This is a genomic window from Nostoc favosum CHAB5714 (assembly GCF_020829495.1).
Taxonomy (GTDB): Bacteria; Cyanobacteriota; Cyanobacteriia; order Cyanobacteriales; family Nostocaceae; genus Nostoc; species Nostoc favosum.
In genome coordinates, this window is record NZ_JAIVFQ010000067.1 from 1 (window position 1) to 21,277 (window position 21,277).

Annotated in this window: 26 protein-coding genes; 10 read left to right on the forward strand and 16 right to left on the reverse strand. The window is 40.8% G+C overall.

Translation table 11 applies throughout. The features are described from left to right. Nucleotides 1-60 precede the first annotated feature (60 nt). Complete coding sequence (locus tag LC586_RS28655; RefSeq protein ID WP_229488648.1) at nt 61-534, reverse strand: DUF29 family protein; 474 nt, start codon at nt 532-534, stop codon at nt 61-63. Between the two features lie 260 nt (nt 535-794). Between LC586_RS28655 and LC586_RS28660 the strand changes: the two genes are divergently transcribed. The 3 genes from LC586_RS28660 to LC586_RS28670 are packed head-to-tail and all read left to right on the forward strand — an operon-like array spanning nt 795 to nt 1,434. Beyond that, on the forward strand, nt 795-1,070 hold the full coding sequence (locus LC586_RS28660) for a hypothetical protein (RefSeq protein ID WP_229488609.1): 276 nt from the start codon (nt 795-797) through the stop codon (nt 1,068-1,070). Beyond that, nucleotides 1,067-1,216 (forward strand): pepsin/retropepsin-like aspartic protease family protein, encoded by a 150-nt coding sequence (locus LC586_RS28665; RefSeq protein ID WP_229488610.1) that lies wholly within the window; start codon nt 1,067-1,069, stop codon nt 1,214-1,216. Before LC586_RS28660 ends, LC586_RS28665 begins: the two co-directional genes overlap by 4 nt. Before the next feature lie 53 nt (nt 1,217-1,269). Then, nucleotides 1,270-1,434 (forward strand): hypothetical protein, encoded by a 165-nt coding sequence (locus tag LC586_RS28670; RefSeq protein WP_229488611.1) that lies wholly within the window; start codon nt 1,270-1,272, stop codon nt 1,432-1,434. A gap of 81 nt (nt 1,435-1,515) precedes the next feature. Here the strand turns inward: LC586_RS28670 and LC586_RS28675 are convergent, their stop codons facing one another. Genes LC586_RS28675 through LC586_RS28685 form a run of 3 tightly spaced genes read right to left on the reverse strand, consistent with a single transcriptional unit; the run spans nt 1,516 to nt 2,260 of the window. After that, a complete protein-coding gene (locus LC586_RS28675; protein WP_229488612.1) occupies nt 1,516-1,851 on the reverse strand; it encodes a XisI protein in 336 nt (111 codons plus the stop codon). Then, a complete protein-coding gene (locus LC586_RS28680) occupies nt 1,839-2,006 on the reverse strand; it encodes an element excision factor XisH family protein (RefSeq protein ID WP_229488613.1) in 168 nt (55 codons plus the stop codon). The genes LC586_RS28675 and LC586_RS28680 overlap by 13 nt, the downstream gene beginning before the upstream one ends. A 23-nt stretch (nt 2,007-2,029) precedes the next feature. Next, nucleotides 2,030-2,260, reverse strand: coding sequence for an element excision factor XisH family protein (locus LC586_RS28685; RefSeq protein ID WP_229488614.1), 231 nt, complete (start codon nt 2,258-2,260; stop codon nt 2,030-2,032). A gap of 71 nt (nt 2,261-2,331) precedes the next feature. Between LC586_RS28685 and LC586_RS40865 the strand changes: the two genes are divergently transcribed. Continuing rightward, the gene (locus LC586_RS40865) at nt 2,332-2,457 is read left to right on the forward strand and encodes a hypothetical protein (RefSeq protein ID WP_267921739.1); all 126 of its coding nucleotides are present in this window, start codon (nt 2,332-2,334) and stop codon (nt 2,455-2,457) included. Here LC586_RS40865 and apcB read toward each other — a convergent pair. Next, nucleotides 2,454-2,963, reverse strand: a complete 510-nt coding sequence (apcB, locus tag LC586_RS28690) for an allophycocyanin subunit beta (protein ID WP_229488615.1) — start codon at nt 2,961-2,963, stop codon at nt 2,454-2,456. The genes LC586_RS40865 and apcB overlap by 4 nt on opposite strands. A 357-nt stretch (nt 2,964-3,320) precedes the next feature. Between apcB and glnA the strand changes: the two genes are divergently transcribed. Further along, complete coding sequence (glnA, locus tag LC586_RS28695) at nt 3,321-4,745, forward strand: type I glutamate--ammonia ligase (protein WP_229488616.1); 1,425 nt, start codon at nt 3,321-3,323, stop codon at nt 4,743-4,745. A 121-nt stretch (nt 4,746-4,866) separates the two neighbouring features. Here glnA and gifA read toward each other — a convergent pair whose 3' ends face one another. After that, complete coding sequence (gifA, locus tag LC586_RS28700; protein WP_100899525.1) at nt 4,867-5,067, reverse strand: glutamine synthetase inactivation factor IF7A; 201 nt, start codon at nt 5,065-5,067, stop codon at nt 4,867-4,869. A gap of 290 nt (nt 5,068-5,357) precedes the next feature. Between gifA and LC586_RS28705 the strand changes: the two genes are divergently transcribed. Further along, on the forward strand, nt 5,358-6,416 hold the full coding sequence (locus tag LC586_RS28705) for a class I SAM-dependent methyltransferase (RefSeq protein ID WP_229488617.1): 1,059 nt from the start codon (nt 5,358-5,360) through the stop codon (nt 6,414-6,416). Between the two features lie 766 nt (nt 6,417-7,182). Here the strand turns inward: LC586_RS28705 and patX are convergent. The 4 genes from patX to LC586_RS28725 all read right to left on the reverse strand — a co-directional run bounded on the left by patX (nt 7,183) and on the right by LC586_RS28725 (nt 10,972). Beyond that, nucleotides 7,183-7,410 carry a heterocyst-inhibiting protein PatX gene (gene patX, locus LC586_RS28710; protein WP_372478252.1) on the reverse strand — a complete coding sequence of 76 codons (228 nt, stop codon included), beginning with the start codon at nt 7,408-7,410 and terminating at the stop codon, nt 7,183-7,185. Between the two features lie 107 nt (nt 7,411-7,517). Next, complete coding sequence (locus tag LC586_RS28715; protein ID WP_229488619.1) at nt 7,518-9,377, reverse strand: FAD-dependent oxidoreductase; 1,860 nt, start codon at nt 9,375-9,377, stop codon at nt 7,518-7,520. 189 nt (nt 9,378-9,566) lie between these two features. Further along, a complete protein-coding gene (locus tag LC586_RS28720) occupies nt 9,567-10,145 on the reverse strand; it encodes a hemerythrin HHE cation-binding protein (protein WP_229488620.1) in 579 nt (192 codons plus the stop codon). Between the two features lie 95 nt (nt 10,146-10,240). Further along, the gene (locus LC586_RS28725; protein ID WP_229488621.1) at nt 10,241-10,972 is read right to left on the reverse strand and encodes an alpha/beta fold hydrolase; all 732 of its coding nucleotides are present in this window, start codon (nt 10,970-10,972) and stop codon (nt 10,241-10,243) included. A 759-nt stretch (nt 10,973-11,731) separates the two neighbouring features. Between LC586_RS28725 and LC586_RS28730 the strand changes: the two genes are divergently transcribed. Continuing rightward, complete coding sequence (locus LC586_RS28730; RefSeq protein ID WP_229488622.1) at nt 11,732-12,673, forward strand: hypothetical protein; 942 nt, start codon at nt 11,732-11,734, stop codon at nt 12,671-12,673. 97 nt (nt 12,674-12,770) lie between these two features. Here the strand turns inward: LC586_RS28730 and LC586_RS28735 are convergent, their stop codons facing one another. Both LC586_RS28735 and LC586_RS28740 read right to left on the reverse strand, forming a co-directional pair. Beyond that, entirely contained in the window at nt 12,771-14,441 is a 1,671-nt protein-coding gene (locus LC586_RS28735; RefSeq protein ID WP_229488623.1) for a dipeptide ABC transporter ATP-binding protein, read from the reverse strand. Between the two features lie 309 nt (nt 14,442-14,750). Further along, nucleotides 14,751-15,044: a hypothetical protein gene (locus tag LC586_RS28740; RefSeq protein WP_229488624.1), complete on the reverse strand. Its 294-nt coding sequence runs from the start codon at nt 15,042-15,044 to the stop codon at nt 14,751-14,753. Between the two features lie 766 nt (nt 15,045-15,810). On the opposite strand from LC586_RS28740, the gene LC586_RS28745 reads away from it, so the two are divergent. Beyond that, on the forward strand, nt 15,811-16,134 hold the full coding sequence (locus LC586_RS28745; RefSeq protein ID WP_229488625.1) for a hypothetical protein: 324 nt from the start codon (nt 15,811-15,813) through the stop codon (nt 16,132-16,134). A 115-nt stretch (nt 16,135-16,249) separates the two neighbouring features. Here LC586_RS28745 and LC586_RS28750 read toward each other — a convergent pair whose 3' ends face one another. Beyond that, nucleotides 16,250-16,459, reverse strand: a complete 210-nt coding sequence (locus tag LC586_RS28750) for a hypothetical protein (protein ID WP_229488626.1) — start codon at nt 16,457-16,459, stop codon at nt 16,250-16,252. A gap of 922 nt (nt 16,460-17,381) precedes the next feature. Between LC586_RS28750 and LC586_RS28755 the strand changes: the two genes are divergently transcribed. Then, a complete protein-coding gene (locus tag LC586_RS28755) occupies nt 17,382-17,693 on the forward strand; it encodes a hypothetical protein (RefSeq protein ID WP_229488649.1) in 312 nt (103 codons plus the stop codon). A gap of 215 nt (nt 17,694-17,908) precedes the next feature. Further along, nucleotides 17,909-18,271 (forward strand): thioredoxin, encoded by a 363-nt coding sequence (gene trxA, locus LC586_RS28760; protein WP_229488627.1) that lies wholly within the window; start codon nt 17,909-17,911, stop codon nt 18,269-18,271. 144 nt (nt 18,272-18,415) lie between these two features. Here the strand turns inward: trxA and LC586_RS28765 are convergent, their stop codons facing one another. From LC586_RS28765 to LC586_RS28775, 3 genes are read right to left on the reverse strand one after another with little or no spacing between them, the layout of a single operon-like run. After that, a complete protein-coding gene (locus LC586_RS28765; protein ID WP_229488628.1) occupies nt 18,416-18,949 on the reverse strand; it encodes a dihydrofolate reductase family protein in 534 nt (177 codons plus the stop codon). 35 nt (nt 18,950-18,984) lie between these two features. Further along, nucleotides 18,985-19,239: a TIGR03643 family protein gene (locus LC586_RS28770; protein ID WP_100899538.1), complete on the reverse strand. Its 255-nt coding sequence runs from the start codon at nt 19,237-19,239 to the stop codon at nt 18,985-18,987. 39 nt (nt 19,240-19,278) lie between these two features. Further along, nucleotides 19,279-21,078, reverse strand: coding sequence for an ABC transporter ATP-binding protein (locus tag LC586_RS28775; RefSeq protein WP_229488629.1), 1,800 nt, complete (start codon nt 21,076-21,078; stop codon nt 19,279-19,281). Nucleotides 21,079-21,277 lie beyond the last annotated feature (199 nt).

Sequence of the window (21,277 nt, forward strand, 5' to 3'; positions counted from 1 at the left end):
TTCGTCATACATCCGAAATTTGTTTTTGCTTATGCAAAAAATCAATTCCAGATGCAATCCTCATCCCCCGCTCCCTATCCCCACCTTATGAGTACATTGAAGGTGGGGACTTCCGCGACACGTTAAAGTCAAAGCACGATTGATAATTTCTTCTTGGTTAACCAGCTTTTCTAATTCTTGAACTTCATAACGACCTTCTTCTACTTCTAAGGAAGCCTCATCAACGGCATTTAAATAGGCTTCTGCTAAGGTTTCTAACAATTCTTCTGGCGTGAGATAATAACCCCCCACTTTACGCCGCTTATTTTCCCGTTGAATTTCCCGAACCGAATTCCGAATTGAGACTTCCCAAGAGCGAGTCGTGCGGTTTTCAGCTTGTTGTTTAATCAGATGCAACAGCAAAATAACTGCATAGCTACGAATCGTCTTGATTATGTCATTTCGGCTCATTTCTGTTAATTCTTCAACTATAATCAATGCTCCTTGAACATCGCCTTTAACAAGCAAGTCTTTCAGGGTTAATAATTCTTCCATCATCAGCGCCTCAAACATCGGCAACTTCTATTGTGGCTTATGACGGTTCTAGTACAGATAAGATAAGCTAATGCGTTTAATCTGGCGATCGCATTCCTTTTATAGGAATTTTGAAAATCTTCGTGAATTCTGACTTTTTCCGTTAAGTCTCTCTAGCGATCGCATTCCTTAGCCAGTCTCATTTAACTATCCAGCTTACAATAAACGTTAGAGGACTTTTTCTTTCCTAACCAGTGGTTTAAGACTACGGAAGATTTATTATGCCATTACGACAACCTCGTTACAGCAAAGAAGAATTTGCTCGTCGCGGTGATGAGATATATGACTTTCAAGTGCGCCCACAAGTCGAAGCAAATAATTATGGCAAGATTGTAGCGATCGACATCGAGACAGGTGGCTGGGAAATGGATACTGATGAAATGAATGCCTCGAAGCGTCTTGAAACTCGCTACCCAGATGCACAAATCTGGTTTGTGCGTGTTGGCTCTCGCTATGTCCGTCGGTTCGGGGCTGGTCGCATCCACAAAACAAAATGATTATTGGAAGTGTGAATGCTGACTACGAGCCAATTATCCTTCTACGTATTTGTGGTGCTGATGCTAAAGTACATGAGCAAACCGCCATTGTTGATACAGGTTTTAATGGCTGGTTATCCCTACCGCCCGATTTCATTGCTGATTAGAGCTACCCTGGAAAAGGCGAGGACGAGCAATTCTGGGAGATGGTAGTGAATGTGTGTTTGATGTCTATGAAGCTATTGTTGTCTGGGATGAGCAATTACTAACCATTCCGATTGATGAAGCTGAGTCAGATCCACTTGTCGGTATGTCACTGATGGAAGGTTACAGATTAACGGTAGAAGCAATCGAAGGCGGTCTTGTAAAACTTGAGAAATTGTGAGCAGTCCAATGAGTAAATAAGCGATTGGGAGCGATCGCTACTTAATGTATTATTCTTTGGAAATACACAACATTAAGATAATTAAGATACAGCAAAATCCGTGTATTGCCGTAGTTCAACTGGATGGAAACCCAAGACAATATCTTCGCGCAAAATACCCGCTTCTAATAATGCCTCCGCTACTGGCTGGGAAGTACCATCATATTGAATCCACACTTTATCATTAATAATATCTATATGTACCACCGAACCATGTACGCGGCGCACTCCATCCCAACCCACATGTAACACTTCGTAGTGGTCTCGTTCGGAGTCAATAACAGCTTCTGTCTCTATTTGACCGTTAGCAGGCTTGTGACTAGCATAGTCAAATATCAACTGACGAATAATTTCACGATATCGAGCTAGCTTATCCATCTGATAATCCTTTCTAGTTGCTCGTCAAAGACAATCAGGTTTATTCCTATACTATTAAGAATTAGCTGACCAAAGCGTTCGGAAAATATACCTTCATAGACTCGCTTGGGAACTGCTAAATAAAGTTGGCGTTTTGGTTGTAGTTCTTTTAGCACGCTGCGATAAACTTCATACTGTCCTACAGCATCAGTGAGAGGTCATTCACTGGAGAAGGACTCAGAAAACTTTTGATTTCAACAGCTATTTTTTGATTATCCCTCTCAGCAGCAATGGTAACTCTTTCTGCTCCAATATCTACGTAAAGTTCTCTACCCCCGTATGCGAGGTATAATGGATCGTTGGTTATTGTCCAACCATCTGCTGTCAGTGCTTTAATAACTGCGGCATGATAGATATCTCTAGCAGGCATTAGTCGAAGATAGCTTCAAAAACACAGCTTTAATCTAGCAAAATTATTTTAGAGAGGCGTGATATTGCCCTTTGGCGGCGAAAACTTGGATAAAGTCCTTGTCAACGCCTGGTAGAGTTTATAAAAAAGCGATCGCTCTTTCCCAACACAGACAAAAGTGCGATCGCTATATTTTATACTTGTTCTTGAATAACTAAATATCCTCTTCGCTCAACTCGCGTGTGATGTGATCAAATGGTTCATCCACAAAAGCAGTATTACCCACACCTGCTGCTGCTACTTGTTCCTTAATCAGATCCTTGAGAATCTGGATACCACGAACTGTAGGGCCAATAGGCACTCCTAAAGAATTGTAAGTTTCCCGTAGTCCTTGTAGCACACGCTCATCCAATACATTCGTGTTTCCAGCAACCAGCGCATAGGTGGCATAGCGCAGATAGTAGTCCATATCCCGCAGACAAGCTGCATAACGACGAGTTGTATAGGCATTTCCACCGGGACGAATCAATTCTGGCAATTCTTCAAATAACTGCAAACCAGCTTGCTTGACAAGTGCAGCTGCATTAGAGTTTATCGCCGCCGCCGCTTGTACTCGTGCTGTACCACTGTCAAAGTAAGACTTCAGGCTATCGATCGCATTTCGGTCAAAATACCGACCAGCTAAGTCATAATTCTTAATTAAACTTGTTACCGCATCGCGCATTCCTTCTTCTCCCAATCATTGCTATTTATGGTTTGATATTTATTTGGCTGCACTTATGCACCAGTAAATTTTTGTGCTATTAAAAATAGATTCGGCACAAAAACAATTTATCCACTATCTATGGATTCTATGCCAAAGTTGACCCCTATATGATGAACTTTCCAGTTTTGTACAGATGATCCCTGAAAGGTTAATATAACCTGATAATCCAGATATCTGTAACACAAACTACAAAATCAGCTAATGTCTAGTATTTAAGATATTTCTGGTGTGTCACGGCCTGATTGAGATCAGCAGGGTTAGGATGCAATGTAAGATTCTGGTTTACTTTAGGAAATTGGTAGAGAAGGAGTAACAATGACAACACCACAAGAACTCTTGAAGAAAATTCAAGATGAAAAAATTCAGCTCATTGATCTCAAATTCATCGATACAGTAGGGACTTGGCAGCATCTCACACTGTACCAGAACCAAATCGATGAGACTGCATTCACTGATGGCGTACCTTTTGACGGTTCCAGCATTCGGGGTTGGAAAGCGATCAACGAATCGGACATGACGATGGTACTCGACCCCAACACTGCTTGGATCGACCCATTCATGGATGTCCCAACGCTAAGTATAATTTGTAGTATTAAAGAACCCCGCACGGGTGAATGGTACAATCGTTGCCCACGCGTTATTGCCCAAAAAGCAATAGATTACCTGGTTTCTACTGGTCTTGGTGACACAGCTTTCTTTGGCCCTGAAGCTGAGTTCTTTATCTTTGATAGTGCTAGGTTTGCCCAAACCGCCAACGAAGGCTACTACTTCTTAGACTCCGAAGAAGGTGCTTGGAATTCCGGTAAAGTCGGTACAGATGAAAAACCCAACTTAGGTTACAAACCACGCTTCAAAGAAGGTTACTTCCCAGTCGCACCAACGGATTCTTTCCAAGATATCCGTACAGAGATGCTGTTGACAATGGCAGAATTAGGTGTGCCCATTGAAAAGCATCACCATGAAGTTGCCACTGGTGGTCAGTGCGAACTAGGTTTCCGCTTTGGTAAATTAATCGAAGCGGCTGACTGGTTGATGATTTACAAATATGTCATCAAGAACGTTGCCAAGAAATACGGCAAAACTGTCACCTTCATGCCAAAACCGATTTTTGGCGATAACGGTTCGGGAATGCACTGTCACCAGTCCATCTGGAGAGACGGCCAACCTCTGTTTGCAGGTGATAAGTATGCCGGTTTGAGTGACATGGCATTGTACTACATTGGTGGTCTTCTCAGACACGCACCAGCGCTATTGGCAATTACTAACCCTAGTACCAACTCATACAAGCGCCTAGTACCTGGTTATGAAGCACCAGTAAACTTAGCTTACTCCCAAGGTAACCGTTCTGCTTCTATCCGTATTCCTTTATCTGGCACTAACCCCAAAGCCAAGCGTTTAGAATTCCGTTGTCCAGATGCTACTTCTAACCCCTACTTGGCATTTGCTGCAATGCTTTGTGCTGGTATCGATGGCATCAAAAACCAAATCCATCCTGGTGAACCCTTAGATAAGAATATCTATGAACTCTCTCCAGAAGAACTGGCAAAGGTTCCTTCAACTCCAGGTTCTTTAGAACTGGCGTTGCAAGCACTAGAAAAAGATCACGCCTTCTTGACAGAATCAGGCGTATTCACGGAAGACTTTATCGAAAATTGGATTGATTACAAGCTAGGTAACGAAGTCAAGCAGTTGCAGCTGCGTCCTCATCCCTACGAGTTTTACCTCTATTACGATGCTTAATTAAGTACCGTATCTATCTAAGTATATAAGTTTTGCCACCCTGTACTCTAGGGTGGCTTTTTTTTCCAGAGTTGTCAGTTGAGACATTCACTCAAAAAATCAACCTTAAAACTCTTGAAACTTAGCTCATGGAAGCATGGCTAGGCCCATAAATCATCCGAGTGTTGGCATCTACCTTCCCTTGAATCGGGTTCCAGTAGTGGGATGCTTCTTCAGGAAGACCAAGTTCTTGTGCAGCCCGCATCAGCATTGATTGTTGGCGATTCTTGACTTGCTGATGTTCACGCACCATTAACGCACGAGATTTATCTGCGATAGACATAACCATAGTCCTCTCTATTTTGTGAATATATAATTTATTTGTTCCTCACAAGACTAATATAGCAAAAATTCTGTAACATAAGCTACTTTTTACATAAATTTATATTTGCTTTTGCTGACAATATTAGGTATTTTTTCCCAAACCTGGAAAAATCTTCCCTAATCTACCTTTCATGGCTAAAATCATCTGGCTTCAGATTTGTCTCATCTGGGAGCCTTTACCTTTCCAACGCAGGTAATTTTTTCGTTACAATTATTTACATAGAAATAATCAAAACTTGAGCTACTTTTATGCCTGAGAGTTTAACTAAGCTGACTTATCAAACCTTTCAGCAGAGCAAAAATTACTTTGGTCTGGCTCACAAAATATTAAGTTCACGGTTGAGGAACCTGGTGTATCCGACACTTGAACAAAAGACCAAACCCATCCCGAATGAGCTTTTACTCAAACTTCAACAGAGATTGAATCAGTTGCTAGAAGCAGACTGGCAAGATACCCAAAAAGGTGTATACTCGGAAAGTTTATTGTTTGACAACCCTTGGGATGACTTTTTCCGCTACTATCCGTTGGTATGGTTAGATTTCCCTCAAATGTGGGAGCGGGTTAAACAACAGAATTACCAAGATTTTTCGCCCGAAATTGACAAAGATGGTTATCCCAGCTACTACGTGCAGAACTTCCATCACCAAAGCAATGGCTACTTGAGTGACTTGTCAGCCAATTTATATGACTTACAAGTAGAAATTCTTTTTGGTGGGGCAGCTGATGCGATGCGGCGGCGGATTCTCGCTCCTCTTAAGCAAGGGCTGAAAGCAATTGATTCGGTTGCACCACGGCAAGCCCGTATTTTGGATGTAGCTTGTGGAACTGGGCGAACTCTAAAGTTGATTCGGGCAGCCTTGCCTCAAGCATCTCTGTTTGGCACGGATTTGTCACCAGCTTATTTGCGTAAAGCAAATGAACTATTATCCCAAATTCCAGGAGAACTGCCGCAACTTTTACAAGCCAATGCCGAAGAGTTACCCTATGTAGATAACTATTTTCATGCTGTAACTTCTGTTTTTCTCTTCCATGAGTTACCAGCAACTGTACGTCAGACAGTCATTGAGCAATGCTTCCGGGTAACAAAACCAGGAGGAGTCTTTATTATCTGTGACTCAATTCAGTTGAGTGATTCACCTGAGTTGGAATATATGATGGATTTTTTCCCTGAAACTTTCCATGAACCCTATTACAAGCATTACACCACTGATAACCTGCTAGAACGTTTACAGAGAGTAGGCTTTGAGAATATTGAGATGCAAGTCCATTTTATGAGCAAGTATTTCATTGCTCATAAGCCAGCTTGAGATAAAACCTTCTCATTCCCTTTTCTTTAAATAAACTTTACCTTAAAAGGGCAAATGCAAAATTTTGCATCTGCCCTTGGGTGTAGAATAATTGAAGAGAACTAAGAGGAGCTAGCAGATCCTTCTTAATATTTATTTCGTCGGCAGCCATCTGCAAGAAGAAGGAACCAGGGGCAAGAGTAAGTCGAATAGTAAGATTCGCTGCCAAGTGCAATAAACCTATATTACTTGTGCGAATCTATGCTCTAGATAAGCTCAGATGCAGCGCAAGAAATTTTATGCTTCGGCAAAGCACGCCAAAAAACGCCAAAGCGAAGATCAATTATTTCCTGATGTAGATAGCCAGCTACTCAATATATGAGAAAACCTATTTGGGAAGAAAGTGAAGTTGCCTTAAGACTGTTTTTTTAACAAGCAAAATGTCTGAATTAGATGTGCTTTAGATTAACTGATAGCCTATCTATTTCTAAAACAGTTGAGGATTGAGACGCAAAGCTTCCCACCGAATATGAGCAACAGTTGTGTAACTTTTGAGAAGTTGGTGATGCTGTTGAGCAAAGCACTTAATTTAATTTGCGTTTTGATCGCTAGGATTGACGCCAACTATATATACAAAGCTTGCAGTTGAAATACTAAGCAATCGCTGAAGATTTTCGTGTGTCAACTGTATATATCTGCCAGAAAAGCTGTGTAAACGATGTTAGCACAACACTGTGTTTTCTGGTACTTTGTTTCCTTTGAAAAAAAAGGTATTAACCTACGGTAGTTAAACCACAACATAGGTATTTCCGGATTTTTGCGTCACTTCTCTACGCCCACTACCGCGATGACGTGGCGCATCATCTGAAGCTTGTTCAGATGCCGCCGAGAGCCACTGTTCCGAAGCAGGCGTGGAAGGCAGCCCATAGGATAAGTGATTGACCATTGCTTGGCAGTTAGAAGCTAAGGGGCCGAACATCAGACTTGAGACTAAAAGAGAAATGGCAGCACGCATAGCAGATGTCTATTTTGGAACTCTCCACTTCACTGATACTTAGCTTTTTGATTAATATCCGGACAATTCATCAAAAAGTATTCTGTTTTACTGAAAATAAACTCTTCTTATCCTCCGTTTAAATGTTCGACTAATAACCAATTACCAAAGTGGTTTTGATGACCCCACAATGTAATTAATTGTTCGTGAGGATAAGCGCGTAATTGTTCGTCGATATGCGATCGCAAAGTCACAAGCTGCCAATTTTGCCCTTGAGATGCAGCTGGTGCTGTGACAGTGAATCTGTACTCCTGCTGATCCAAGCGGTGGAAAATGCCTTTGAAACAGTTACTTTCCCGCATTAATCCCTTGCCAAAAGCAGAGTCAGGATACTCACTCGACGATGGGCAAGGGCAATCACCACTAGCTGGATAGGCTTGTGGGTTATTTAAGTAATACAGTTGCCAATGCAGCCAATCCGAATGATTGGGTGGAAGATTAAATAAAGGAATAATTGCTGCTTTTGAGCGATTATCTTCCAATAAAGCCGTTTGCAGCGCCCTAACAGGTAAATCCCTTGGCTGGCAGTTTAACTCAACACACATCGCTGCTGCCATCCCTGCTGCTTGACCAATGCCCATAACCACAGGTTGTAATCTGGTGGCCCCATTGGCAATGTGGGAGACAGAAATATTCTTTTCACAAACTAAGAAACCATCTGTCGTGGCTGGAATGAGGGAACTGTAGGGAATTGTAAAGGGCGTTCCAGTCCAGCGTCCCCCCCAACGGATCGATTTAGATTGCAGTGGGAATTGAACACCAGGATAATGATGGTCATTGGCGTAGTTACCAATTGCGATCGCTTCTCCTATCGGAGACGCTTCGCGAACGCAAACGCCAAAGGCGAACGCTTCTCCTATCGGAGACGCTTTGCAAAATCTCGCATCATTAGCATCATTATATATAGATGCAACTTTACCTCCAGCGATCGGCAAAATATCCTGTTCTCGGACAGTAGTTAGCCCCACTAGGCGGCGGCTTTCCCGGTAATAGGGATGCAGTGCAAAAGCTGTAGGGGCGTGAGGAAATACTTTTTCTGCTAAACCATAGCGACGACCAAGCTGATTTTGGATAAAATGGGCGAAATTTTGGCTGTGCCAGCGAGATTCTTGGATGAATTCACCTCTGGATACATCTGACTCTATCAATCGCCCTACTCCTTCGCCGTAGTCATTGCCACAAAGTGGCCAATTAATCATGAATCGGCCACAAGGCAAACGTCCATAATTTAAAAATGTTTCTGCTCCATAGCCATACATAGCACCTGTAAACTGGGATGGATTATAGTTAGGTGCAGCTGGGATTTCTGGGGCGTTCGCTTCACCAAAGTCTTGCATAATCACTACATAAGTGGGCGCTTGCACCGGATATCTGGTGGTTAAAGAGTTAAAAGCCACTGGAGCGCTGGGTTCTCCCCACTCCGATTGCAATTCCCAGCCCCAGCGGTAAGGTATCTCACCTAAAGCCAATAAATCTCCCAATTCTGTGCCGTCGAGAATAATTTTGGCTGTGACAGCAAAATCAGCAAAGCGGACACCAGTAATAAAATCACCCTGTCGGAACACATCTATTGGCACTTGTCCAGAAATCCAGTGCAGATTTGGCAATTCCTGCACCCAATCTGCAAAAATCTCTGCCCCAATCCGAGGATCGTAACTAAAAAAGCTTACCCAACTGTTATCTAATCCTCCGGGCTGTCGTTGTCGCAATTCCTGCAAAAATGCACCCCATAACCCAGTTTGAAAGGCTTCTAATTCGTTGCCATCGGGTGCAGATACTCCAGCCGAAGTCAGCATTCCTCCCAACCAAGGAAATTCACTCACGAGAATCGTTTTGGCTCCCCGTCGCGCTGCTTGGATAGCAGCCGCAGTGCCTCCGGTTCCACCCCCGACAACTAAGACATCAGCTGTATATGTCTGATCAACCATCTCCTAACCTCTCTGAGTTTCCGAGATATTTTCCTAAAAAAAGCGATCGCATTTCAGTTTTTATCTCAAACTGAGTGCGATCGCTGTTAGTTTCCTTAAATCACAAGGAATTATTCGGATTATTTGTTAATTGCTACTTACTCAACTGAAAGTTAAGCGAGTGGTGCATTGTATTAACAGCCTACTTTTCTACTTTGTTAGACCATCAAATACACCTCTCAAAGCTGCAACAGCATCTTGAGTCCGCGCCCAAACACCTTGATCTGGGTCTTGACCTGTAAGTTCTCTTGTACCTAACACTTCTAGCACACCTTTCAACTGTTCTTGATGGGCACGATTCTCAAAGTTCACTTGATTAAGTGGCCCAATAGCTTCTTTGACATCATCACCAACCACCTGTGAAGCCTTATGGATAATTAAGCCAGTCATTACGGCTTGGTGCTTAATCCTTTCGTGAATAGAAACCTTTTGGTAAAGTGTCAGCTCATTCCCATCTATTATACGGTTTACTTGCTCGACGTACTGCCGTATGGTGTCTCTAGGCTGGGATGAGCCACCACCAAATTTAGAGATGACTTCCTCGATTACTCTGAGATTTTCTTGGTCATCTTTGAGAAAGTCGTTTAGGCGCTTGCTAATTTCTTGATCGTTGCTTACGGCAGGTAGTACTTTTTGTTCATTAGCAATTAGCAACTCTTGTATAGCTTTCAAATCTGCTAGTTCTGTAGCAATCGCGCTACGCTTGGTATCATCTAAAGCTACAACCATTTGTTAGACTTTCCTGAAATAATTTAGGACACGATTAAGCTCTCACAATTGTTTGACTCGGCGCATCATTCTTGAGATATATTCTCATCTAATACTTAAAGTCGCAAACAGGCATACAGCGAATCTGACACATATATAAACTTCCAAAAGTCGAGTAGCTGTTCTCCTACAAGCTGATACTGGGAAAAGTGAAAAAAATGCCCTCCTTCTAAACAATACCAGAGGCGATCGCCCTCCTTCAAATGCGATCGCCATCCTTGCAGTGCCTCTGGTTCCACAACAATGTCGTTTAAGCTACTACAAACCATCAAAGGTACTGGAACTGTGTTTGCCTTTATACTCACTCTCTCAAACAGAGAATGAGGAGACAGCGAACAATCTAAGTCTTGCTCCAGAAGATGTGTCAGACTCTTGAGAGTGCATTTATCTTGATAACCAAATAAGTTGTAAACCATATCAGTTAAAAGTTTTTGGCGACTTAAAAACTGACGGTGAATATAATAATGAGCTTGCCAATCAACCGCTGCATCAACACCCACGGCTAATAGCGTCAAAGACTTAACTGTTTCAGGATAGCGACGGCTATAGAGTAGCCCTAGTAATCCTCCTGTACTATGACCAATCAGGTGAACAGGCCGATTGTAAGATTTGAGATAGTCATGAAGCAGAACAACAGCAGCATCTAGTGAACTTACTTCATCTTGACTTTGGCAATATTTCCACTCTTGAATTGTCACTTGAGATGATAAATAACAAAGCAACGGTTGAGCAAAGTATTGCAAACTAGGGCTTGTATTTAACCAAAGAACATCCGGCAGTTTAGACATGCTGATTTTCCTGTAAATAGAATAAACTCTCAATTCACTAATTAATAATTTTTGTAACTAATAATTACAAGTTGCTATATCTGATTCCAGCTGATTTTTCCAGCCAGGCTTACCAGTGTGTCAAACCTCCTGTAAAAACTTATTGATAAAAATATTCAATATATTTGAGAAAAGCTTACAACATTAAAGAAATTATTGCAAATAATTCTTGTTAATGCTTCAATACCGTTTCTCTATGAAGTTACACAAATTTCCTTTGCCTATCGGCGTCTCCCTCTTGGTAAGGAGAGCCATAGTTGCGATAGTCCCCTTTGGCAAGGGGGGACGGCGTAGCCGGGAGGTAAATATATGCAGCTTTAACAAAGAAACGGTATTAGATAAATTTCTCATATCAGGAAAAATCAACTTTTTTATCTAAATATCTATATACCGCTTTTGTAAAATTGAGATAATTTAAATTTTTGTACTCAGCTAGCAGAAATTTTGTAGCAAAGTTGTTACTTTTAATTTATGCATCAGAGAATACAATATCGAATCCTTTAATAGCAAGATTTAAAAGAATTTTATTCTAGCTGAATATGCATATAACAATGACTTGTATTATTTAGCCTGGCTCATGAGAACTTAGTTTAAGCGCATCTGAGTAAATCAAATTTGTATATACAACTAAAGATAGAGGTTGGAACTATATATTTTGATTTAAACTTAAGATAAATCTAAATCCTATGAATTCCTACTATTAAGTAAAATAAAAATACTATGTTTCTTAATTGTTTAAAAAAAAATGATAATTTAAGTCTAAATCAAGGTAGCTATGTCTCAAATGTTGAGATAGCACTTTTTATAGATAAAATCAAAAGTAATATCTGGCTATTTGGTATTCCATCTTGGCTTTTTGGAATAACCGATAGAAGCATAGCTGTATTTGCTGATGGTTATTTATCTCCTATAGAAATATTTCAGCTATTTACAACCTTTTTCTTTTTTGTAAGTTGGCTATATCTCAAGCCTGATGAAAGCTTTAACAGCAATGATTTAGGCCCCAGTCAATATCAAGAATATCTCGCTCGTACTCAAGCTAACAAGCTTCAATTAAAAAAGCTCCACATGATTAGCCAGGAGTATATTTTACCGTTTCCTTATATTTGCCAAATTTATCATTTATTGAATTTAAGGCATTTGGAAACAGTTCATAGCTTTAGCCTTAATAACCTGAAAATTTTTCAAATTAGCCACTTTCAGCCCACAAATACCGGTGGAATAATTAAATTCCAAACAATATTAGATTCGCCAGCTAATGCTTTGAGAATTTGGCGTCAACCGATTGTAGAGGTAGATTTAATATTACATACTCCCTACACTGTTGAACTCAGTATTCCAGTCTATAATAACAAAAGGATATTTGTTATATTTCATGCTTTTCCGTTAAATGACTTAGAGCATCAGTTCTTTATAGATATTTATAGTGATTTAGAATGGCCAAAGCCATTATTACAAATAATATTGCATTTTGCTTCTTGTTTGACACTATTTGAAGATTTGCCGTATCTAAGAGCTTTAGCTGATAAAAATATAGGGCGTTTATTCAATTTAAGCAAAGCTCCAAATCACGAGACTGCATTGCTGTTTAAAAGATATGTTGAGCTATATGGTTGGACTGGAGAACCAACTAAATTACTTGAGGGGAGGGAAGAGAGTTAGGAGTTAGGAGTTAGGAGTTAGGAGTTAGGAGTTTGGAGTTAGGAGTTAGGAGTTTGGAGTGGGGAGTTAGTAATTCATAACTCCTCACTTTGTTTGGTTAAGCGCGTGCTAGTAAGGGGGCAGCAGCTAGTAAGGTTTTGGTATAAGGGTGCTGAGGATTAGCAAAAATGGTTTTTGTAAGACCAAGTTCGACAATTTTACCGCCATTCATCACGGCAATACGATCGCACAAAAACCTCGCTAACCAAAGATCATGAGTGATGAACAGATAAGTTAATTCAAACTCTTCCTTTAATTGCAACATCAAATCCAGCACTTGGGACTGCACGCTAGCATCTAACATACTCACGGGTTCATCGCAGATCAAAAGTTTAGGGTGAGTAATCAAAGCACGAGCGATCGCAACTCTTTGCTGCTGTCCCCCAGACAAATCTGATGGATAACGCTCATAATACACTTTTGGCGGTGTTAACCCAACTTTCTCTAGCATCCACAAAACCTGTTCTCTTGCTTTAACAGGATCGGCTAGATTGTGGATAAATAAAGGATCAGCGATACTTTGTCCCACTGTCATGGCTGGATTGAGACAAGCATGGGGATCTTGAAAAACCATTTGTATCTGTCGCCGCGAGGAGCGAATTTCTTGACGCGACAGTGTAGTTAAATCCTGTCCTAAAAACTCAACTTTGCCACTAGTGGGACGAATTAGTTGCAAAATTGTTCGTGATAGCGTACTTTTACCACAACCTGATTCCCCAACTAAGCCGAGAATTTCTCCGGGATAAATATCCAGGTTGATACCATCTACTGCTTTAATTGTTTGCGCTTGTGTCTTAAACAGTCGTTCGATAAAGTTAGGTTCTATGGTGTAGTGTTGCTTGAGTTCTGTGACACTCAAAATTGGGGATTTATCATTAATAATCGGTAATTGCTTTTCTGAGTCATTGGCAATTATCAATTCTCCGTTATCATTTACTGCTTGAATGTGTAAAGCTGCTTTTAAGAGCGATCGCGTGTATTCATGTTGAGGGTGTCTAAATACGGTTTCTGTAGAACCCATTTCCACCATTTTGCCGTTGTACATAACGCCAATGCGATCGCAATACTCAGCCACCATTGCTAAATCGTGAGAAATCAGCAACAATCCCATGTTTTCTTCACCGCACAGGCGAGTTAATTCTTTCAATATCTGGGCGGAGACAGTGACATCTAAACTGGTGGTGGGTTCATCGGCAACAATTAACTTGGGGTTCAGGAGTAAAGCTAAAGCGATCGCTACCCGTTGGCGCATTCCCCCGCTAAACTCATGGGGATACTGATTCCAACGACTCGCTGGAATATTCACCTTTGCCAAGGTAGCAAGTGCTTTTTCTTTGGCTTCTGGCGTTGATAATTCTGGTGAGTGCGCCTGAAGGGTTTCGATACAATGCTTACCAATCGTCATCAGTGGATCGAGGCGTGTCATGGGATCTTGAAAAATTAAGGCGATCGTTTCTCCCCGAAATTTCCGCAACTGGTTAGGCATCAAGTCAAACACCGATTGTCCTTGAAATGTCACCCGTCCCTCAATCCGACTAGAGGCTGGTAGTAAACGCATTACTGCCCGTCCTATAGTTGACTTACCACAACCCGACTCTCCCACCAATCCCATTCTTTCACCTGGTTGCAAGCTGAAAGATACATCATCAACCGCCCAGGTTGCTTCTTCTCCACTCCGCGCAGGATAGGCAACTCGCAAATTTTCGATACAGAATAAGGCTTCACTCATAGTTAGTTATCAGCCCTGAGCTACCAGCTTTTATAATTTCAAATTTAAGATAGTCTATCAGATTAGTATTAAACCTCCGTTGTGCAAACATATTTATTGTCTTAGCGTAGGCGTAGCCTCTCCAAGAGTTGGCATCGCCTCTATCTACAAAAGAAATCTTGAAGCTAGATTAACTTAATGTATCTATCGGCAACCAACCCAAAGTGAGCTACGAGAGCCGCCAATCTTTTATCATACTGATTTATACTGCTTGTCTCAACTTTTATCCGTTCATCTAGGAGACAAGCAAGTATTTTACTATTGAGCTAATTAATGTTCATGATCTTGATGATGATCGTTTAGTCCTTGCTCAGTTTCTAGTAGCCGTGAAATAAGCACGTCTGCTTTTCTACTAATAACAGACCTAACTTTATCAATAGCAACTACTTCACTGATTTTGACAACCATTTCCCAGAGAGTATCCTCCTCTGTATCTTTGTTGTAAGTTCTATGTTTAAACCACAACAAATCATCCCAAACTCCGATAACTGTGGCGAAATACCACTTGTCTCGTACTAATATCCAGATTTCTTGTTCTAAGTAAGTCTGTAGAAGAGGTTTCACAATGAGTAAGATGATGGAAAAGATTGTGCTACATATTAAGTAAGTATTAACAGGTAAAGCAACAGTTAAAATACTGATATACTTTAGTGTAAATTATATTAACTTCTTTGAAAAATTAGTAAATCAACTCTATGCAAACCAAGGTTTAGCCAATAGTTAAGTTGCTAACTTTCTTATTTTGGTAAATACTACCTGTATAAAATACAATTTTAGGATTTAGTATTGACTGCTACAGACTGAAGTATCTACTACAGCATTATCACTGAGCCATATCGACACCATTCCTAAACTAATAATTTAGGTGATGCATTGCCAAGGGTGCGATCGCGTATTTGCCCAATCTAACAAAGCTATTTCATATCATGTCCGACTTAATACTTATGTCATTGCGAGCGGAGCGTGGCAATCCCAAACCTTTGCGATTGCTTCATTTCACTTCGTTGCATTCGCAATGACATATCGTAAGTGATTTGCCGAACTTGATATCATTCTCATCTAGCCCGCCTCAGAATGAATTCTGAGTCTAATAGCGAAAGTCATCTAAAGACGACTGAAGAAAAGTATAGTCTGCGCTATCCACAATTTCTGCTCAGTTTACCCAACTGAATTCTGACAACTGATGCCAATATTGCTGTTCAGTAAAGCTTTAGCTGATTAATTCACCCATTTGTAGGAGGTAATTAGTAAGCTAATAAGTATACTTTACTTATAATCAGACCAACACAAGATGGTTTGAAACAGCATTCACGCAACGGATGTATCAATCATGTTAAACCTGATATTCACCGGATGTATACAAATAAAACCCTTGGTGGTTTCAACAGCTTTTTTACTAGTTATACAAACTTCTGCCAATGCTGAACAACCCCTTCCTAGTTTGACTCCAGCACAAGCTCAACATTTATCCCGTGACTTAGTTCCATATAACTCTCAAGACTTTTTTAGGCAAGGAAAAAATTCGATTGAGAGAGAAATTCAAATTCTTAGGCAAAGGCAACTGCGCTCTATTAAACCTGTTCTTAAGATTAATTCACTACCGCAGATTAAAACACCACATACTCAGCAAAACCCTAATATCTTAACTAGGTAAGAATGATCATGAGTTTATGAAACCTTAGAACCCCATGCATCAAAATCAGTATGCCCTGGTTCCGGTTTACAGAGCTTTTGTGTTTTAATAAACTTTGCAACACAAATTTACAATATTAATCATCTAGCAAACCCATCAACGCTTCAACTTCAACGTCTTGCGGCTCTGATAATTGACTTTGTAACTTTAACAATTCATCTTGTAATGCTTCTGCTACATGGAGCATATTAGATTCTTGTGCAATTTTTAGCTGATTTTCTTTAACCTTGATTTGTTTAAGCAAGTTATTTTCAACATGAATTGAATTGTAATTTTGAGTAATCATAGCTTTATATTTTTTATGAATCTACGGAATCTAATTAAACTTACCACCTATGTATTATTCCACATTTTTACCATTTTTTAAATATCTGGTGATTTAACAGTTATCAGTTATCAGTTGGGAGTCAGAGTCCCCCACGAATACGAGTGGTGTGTTTCAGTCGAGGTTAAATCCCCGACTGAAGCCGTGATAACTGTTGACTGTTGACTGTTGACTGTTTTAACTAGTTCCGTGGGTTTAAGTCCCCCGGTTCAATAAAAATTTTGTTTTGTGTTGGGGTTAAATCCCCATTACAAAACAAAATTTACGAATTACGAACTTGTACTGAGCGTAGCCGAAGTATTACGAATTACGAATTATTTAATCTTCATTACTCGTAGTACAGCACGGCGTAAATAAACATACCATTTCAAATGGCGCAAGAAGCTCGGAATACAATTATGCGTGAATGCGTGACTTCCGCCTTGCGGTGGTAGTGTTTACGGGTATGGCACGCTTAATACACCATGCCCATATTTTTAGAGGCTTTTACAAAAATGGAAATCATAATATAAGATTGGTTGACTTAGGGACTTCCAAGAAATAAATTATCCAAATAAACGTAGACGCTGCATCGGCTTGCCGCAGGCTACCACTCCAGACACAGAGAACACAGAGGAATAAGGAGGAGAGAGTTTTTTCGTCAGTTTTTTGAGTATTTTTTTATTTGGAAGTCCCTTAAGAGGAATTGTAGATAACACATATAGGACTACACATGAGTACCGCAAAAACCTAGACTAAAGCAGTTTGCCACAGGCTACTACAGAGGCACAGAGAACACGGCGAATAGTTTGAGAGAGTTTTTTTGCGTAAGTACTCACAGATTAACTTGTGTGTTGCTTCACCGAGTATTGCTGGATATTTTAAACAATTTTTTGTGAATTCTATGAACTTAAAACTTATAAAAAGAAACGTTTTTACTTTTGTAAAAATTATATCCACAATGCTTATAACAAGCGCAATTGGATTGGAATCATGGAATATTTATGCAACAATAAGTAATACTAATCTGCCAAGCAGCCTTAATCCAATTTTTTGGATTGAACGTTTTGCTATGACTACCCATTTTCTCGAAAGTATTATAGCAGCTTTTTATGCCCCTTCAAGAAAAAAGATGCCAATAAAATATGCTACTTATACTTTTTTCGTAGGCACAATTGGGTTGTTAGAACTATTCTCTTCAGAGAATGACTCTTGACGGCTCTACCCCTTTTGGATTAGGTCGGTTGGTAGGGTGCATTAACGCACCCTATGTAAGAAAGTTGTAGATTATTAAATTCACGCTACTAAGCAAAAGTCATCTGTGGGGGTTTAGCAATCTAGGTGACTGGTGAATCTGACAGGCATAAGGGAGTATAGTTTGTATAGTTAGCTTTTTGCTGAAATTTTAGTTTGACACTAAAGGATTAAAAAATGTCTACAGATACTCACATCGTTGCTTACGTTCAAGAAAGTGAATTTGATACTGTTTTAACTGGAAGTGAAGAGAAAGTTGTTGTTGTTGATTTTACTGCTACTTGGTGTGGCCCCTGTCGCCTGATCAGTCCGTTAATGGATCAACTTGCCGAGGAATACAAAGGTCGCGCCAAAGTCGTTAAGGTAGATGTTGACAGCAACAAGCCAATTTTCAAAAGATTCGGTCTTCGCAGTATTCCAGCAGTTTTAATCTTTAATGATGGTGTTTTAGCAGAAACTATCGTAGGAGTTTCGCCTTACGAGCAGTTTAGCGAAGCTGTTCAGAAGCTTCTTGAGGTTGTTTCAACTACTGATTCGTAATCCATAATTAATAAGGGTTTATACCCGATGCCTAATAACGGCAGTGACGTTTCAGGTGGTGTTTGAATTCCGCGAAGTTCCGAGCCTTGGAAGCCGACCCTCGGACTTCTCACTACTTGAAGCATGATTATGAATTATAAATTTTTAACCGTTTTCTTTTCGCCTATAATGTGCTTGGACTAAGCCAGTAGAATATTGTTTTGAGTTAATCAGCTCCAATTTTTCTTCAGGGCTAGGCGGTGGGAAAAGGCGTATACCGCCACCTAAGATAATTGGAATAGTTGAAATAATATATTCGTCAATCAAGCTGTGCTGAAGAAACGAATTGATTAATGCTCCGCCACCAACTAACCAGATGTTTTCATAACCTTGAGCCTCTATATTTGCTAAGGCGGACTTCACTGTATCAGAAACAAATGTAACGTCCTCACGGTCAGATTGGAGAGGGCGCTGGGTGAAAACGAAGGATTTTTTTTCTGGATAAGGCCATTCATCAAAACCAAGCCCTACTTCATACGTCTTGCTACCTAACACAATCGCATCAATCGATTCGTAGAAATCAGTGTAACCGTAGTCTTCACCTTCTGTATGAAGGATTGATAGCCAATCAATTCCGCCATCACTGCGAGCAATATAGCCATCCAAACTAGCTGCAATGTAGAGTGTAACTTTCGTCATTGTGCTTCTAAATTTGGTAGTTTTCACCCAATTACTTAGGTTTTTTGATTGTGCGATTTAAAGCGACCTGCAATAAATTCTCGCTTAGATAAATGCTTTGTACCGCGTTTGGTGACTCGCTCTCGCCACATCTGGAAACTAGATTCTTTCATTTCGCGCCTCATTAGAGCGATTACCTGTTTCTCCAGCAGCCCAAACTGAGCCTCAATGGCATCAAAAGATGTTCTATCTTCCCATGCCATTTCAATGATGCGATCGATGGTTTGTGAATCGAGGTCAGGTAGTTTCATTTCTTTGTTGGCAATTGATAAATTAGAGCTATATATATTTTACTTTTCGTTTTGAATAACCGTTGTGTCTGCTGCACCCAGTTGCAGGGCATAAAGGTTGGCATAGACACCTTGCTGATTGATCAGTTCGGCGTGAGTACCCTGCTCTACAATTTCTCCCTGCTGAATTACTAATACCCGATCTGCCTGGGTAACTGTACTGAGGCGGTGGGCAATTACGAAGCTGGTACGACCTTGCAGCAAACGAGCGATCGCACTCTGTACTAGCGCTTCTGTACGCGTGTCAATGCTGCTGGTTGCTTCATCAAGAATCAAAATTCGGGGGTTGATCAACACCGCACGGGCAATACTGATCAGTTGTCGCTGTCCCTGGCTCAAAGGCGCTCCCCGTTCGCCCAATTGAGTTGTATAGCCTTGTGGTAGTGAGGTAATGAACTCATGCACATTTGCCAACTGTGCAGCCGCTTCGATATCAGCTTGGGTAGCATGGGCAGAGCCAAAGGCAATGTTTTCGGCTACAGTGCCGCTAAACAGAATATTGTCTTGCAGAACGATGCCAATTTGTCGCCGCAGACTTGCTTGAGTAACGCTACGCACATCAATACCATCAATTCTCACTGCACCGCCAGACACATCGTAAAAGCGCAAAATCAAGTTTATAATTGTAGTTTTTCCCGAACCGGTCGGCCCTACTAACGCAATCATCTGCCCTGGATAGGCGTGCAAATTCACCCCTTTGAGAACCAGTTGATCTGGGTTGTAGCCAAACTTGACATTATCAAATGTCACTTCACCCTGAATAGATGGCATTTCTGTAGCATCGGGTGCGTCTTTGAGTTGTGAGGGTTCATCTAGCAATAGAAAGATTCGCTCTAATCCGGCAAAGGCAGATTGAGCTTGGGTGTAAAACTGGCTGAGAATTTGGATCGGGCGGAAGAACTGCTGGACGTAAAGTAAAAAGGCTGTCACTACACCCACTGTTGCAGCTCCGGTTACCGCGAGATAGCCACCATAAGCCAGTACACCTGCGGTTGCTAGTGTGTTGAGAAAATCAATGGAGGGCAAAAAGGCGGAAGTAATTGCTACAGCCTCGACGTTAGCATCTCTATTGGCAGCGTTAAGAACGTCGAACTCTTGAATATTCATCTGTACACGATTAAATGCCTGTGCTTCTCTGACGCTGCCAATGTCTTCTTCTAACTTGGCGGAAAGCTCCCCAATAGTTTGTCGGGTAACGCGAAATCTGGCTCTTGCCCAACGTGCAAACAAGCTTGTGGTAAAAATCATCAGTGGCACAACCAGGTTGCTCAATAAACCGAGTTGTAAGTTGATTGAGAGCATCGCAATGATGATGCCTACCAAACTGAAAGTGTTGCCTAGCATTTGGGCGATCGTCAGTCCAAATGCTTGATTTACAGTATTAACATCATTCAACAGGCGGCTCATTAAATCGCCTGCTTCGCTGCGATCGAAAAAGCTAAGTGGTAGACTTTGGATTTTAATGAAAATGTCTTGCCTCAGTTGAGCAAGCAATCGCTGCATAATCCAGCCGACTCGAATAATTTGACCCCGGATTGCTAATACGCCAAGTCCGTAGTTTAGCGCTAGTAGTCCTAATAAGAGTAACAGTCCCTGCAAATTACCTTGTCTAATTAGGTGATCAATCGACCAACCGAGGAAAAACGGCCCAATTGCTTGGGTTACAGCACCAATAAATACTAATGTCAGGGCGATGGGAATTTCTTTGCCATAAAGTAGCAGGTATTGCAAAAATCGCCGCAGGGTGGAAATTTGCTGGCTCGCTTGCTCAGATGCAACAATGGGAACTGTGGCTCTCATAGCAATTTTGGATTTTAGATTTTGGATTTTGGATTAAAAGTCTTTGTCTTTATTTAGTTGTTATAAAAATCTCAAACGAGACTATTTATTAATAGGGTTCAGTTAAGGGTTGACTCTTTGTCAAAGTCAATTTTTTTAACGAACCGCAAAGGACGCAAAGGACGCAAAGGAAGAGAAGGAAGAGAAAGAAGAAATGCTT

Coding starts and splice junctions, on each gene's coding strand:
- LC586_RS28755 (WP_229488649.1), top strand. CDS start 17,382: ATGAACTTAAAACTTATAAAAAGAAACGTTTTTACTTTTGTAAAAATT.
- patX (WP_372478252.1), bottom strand. CDS start 7,410: ATGCGTGCTGCCATTTCTCTTTTAGTCTCAAGTCTGATGTTCGGCCCC.
- LC586_RS28765 (WP_229488628.1), bottom strand. CDS start 18,949: ATGACGAAAGTTACACTCTACATTGCAGCTAGTTTGGATGGCTATATT.
- LC586_RS28665 (WP_229488610.1), top strand. CDS start 1,067: ATGATTATTGGAAGTGTGAATGCTGACTACGAGCCAATTATCCTTCTA.
- LC586_RS28770 (WP_100899538.1), bottom strand. CDS start 19,239: ATGAAACTACCTGACCTCGATTCACAAACCATCGATCGCATCATTGAA.
- LC586_RS28705 (WP_229488617.1), top strand. CDS start 5,358: ATGCCTGAGAGTTTAACTAAGCTGACTTATCAAACCTTTCAGCAGAGC.
- LC586_RS28745 (WP_229488625.1), top strand. CDS start 15,811: ATGTTAAACCTGATATTCACCGGATGTATACAAATAAAACCCTTGGTG.
- LC586_RS28775 (WP_229488629.1), bottom strand. CDS start 21,078: ATGAGAGCCACAGTTCCCATTGTTGCATCTGAGCAAGCGAGCCAGCAA.
- LC586_RS28715 (WP_229488619.1), bottom strand. CDS start 9,377: ATGGTTGATCAGACATATACAGCTGATGTCTTAGTTGTCGGGGGTGGA.
- LC586_RS28660 (WP_229488609.1), top strand. CDS start 795: ATGCCATTACGACAACCTCGTTACAGCAAAGAAGAATTTGCTCGTCGC.
- LC586_RS28735 (WP_229488623.1), bottom strand. CDS start 14,441: ATGAGTGAAGCCTTATTCTGTATCGAAAATTTGCGAGTTGCCTATCCT.
- LC586_RS28725 (WP_229488621.1), bottom strand. CDS start 10,972: ATGTCTAAACTGCCGGATGTTCTTTGGTTAAATACAAGCCCTAGTTTG.
- gifA (WP_100899525.1), bottom strand. CDS start 5,067: ATGTCTATCGCAGATAAATCTCGTGCGTTAATGGTGCGTGAACATCAG.
- apcB (WP_229488615.1), bottom strand. CDS start 2,963: ATGCGCGATGCGGTAACAAGTTTAATTAAGAATTATGACTTAGCTGGT.
- trxA (WP_229488627.1), top strand. CDS start 17,909: ATGTCTACAGATACTCACATCGTTGCTTACGTTCAAGAAAGTGAATTT.
- LC586_RS28685 (WP_229488614.1), bottom strand. CDS start 2,260: ATGCCTGCTAGAGATATCTATCATGCCGCAGTTATTAAAGCACTGACA.
- LC586_RS28750 (WP_229488626.1), bottom strand. CDS start 16,459: ATGATTACTCAAAATTACAATTCAATTCATGTTGAAAATAACTTGCTT.
- LC586_RS28730 (WP_229488622.1), top strand. CDS start 11,732: ATGTTTCTTAATTGTTTAAAAAAAAATGATAATTTAAGTCTAAATCAA.
- LC586_RS28675 (WP_229488612.1), bottom strand. CDS start 1,851: ATGGATAAGCTAGCTCGATATCGTGAAATTATTCGTCAGTTGATATTT.
- LC586_RS28655 (WP_229488648.1), bottom strand. CDS start 534: ATGGAAGAATTATTAACCCTGAAAGACTTGCTTGTTAAAGGCGATGTT.
- glnA (WP_229488616.1), top strand. CDS start 3,321: ATGACAACACCACAAGAACTCTTGAAGAAAATTCAAGATGAAAAAATT.
- LC586_RS28720 (WP_229488620.1), bottom strand. CDS start 10,145: ATGGTTGTAGCTTTAGATGATACCAAGCGTAGCGCGATTGCTACAGAA.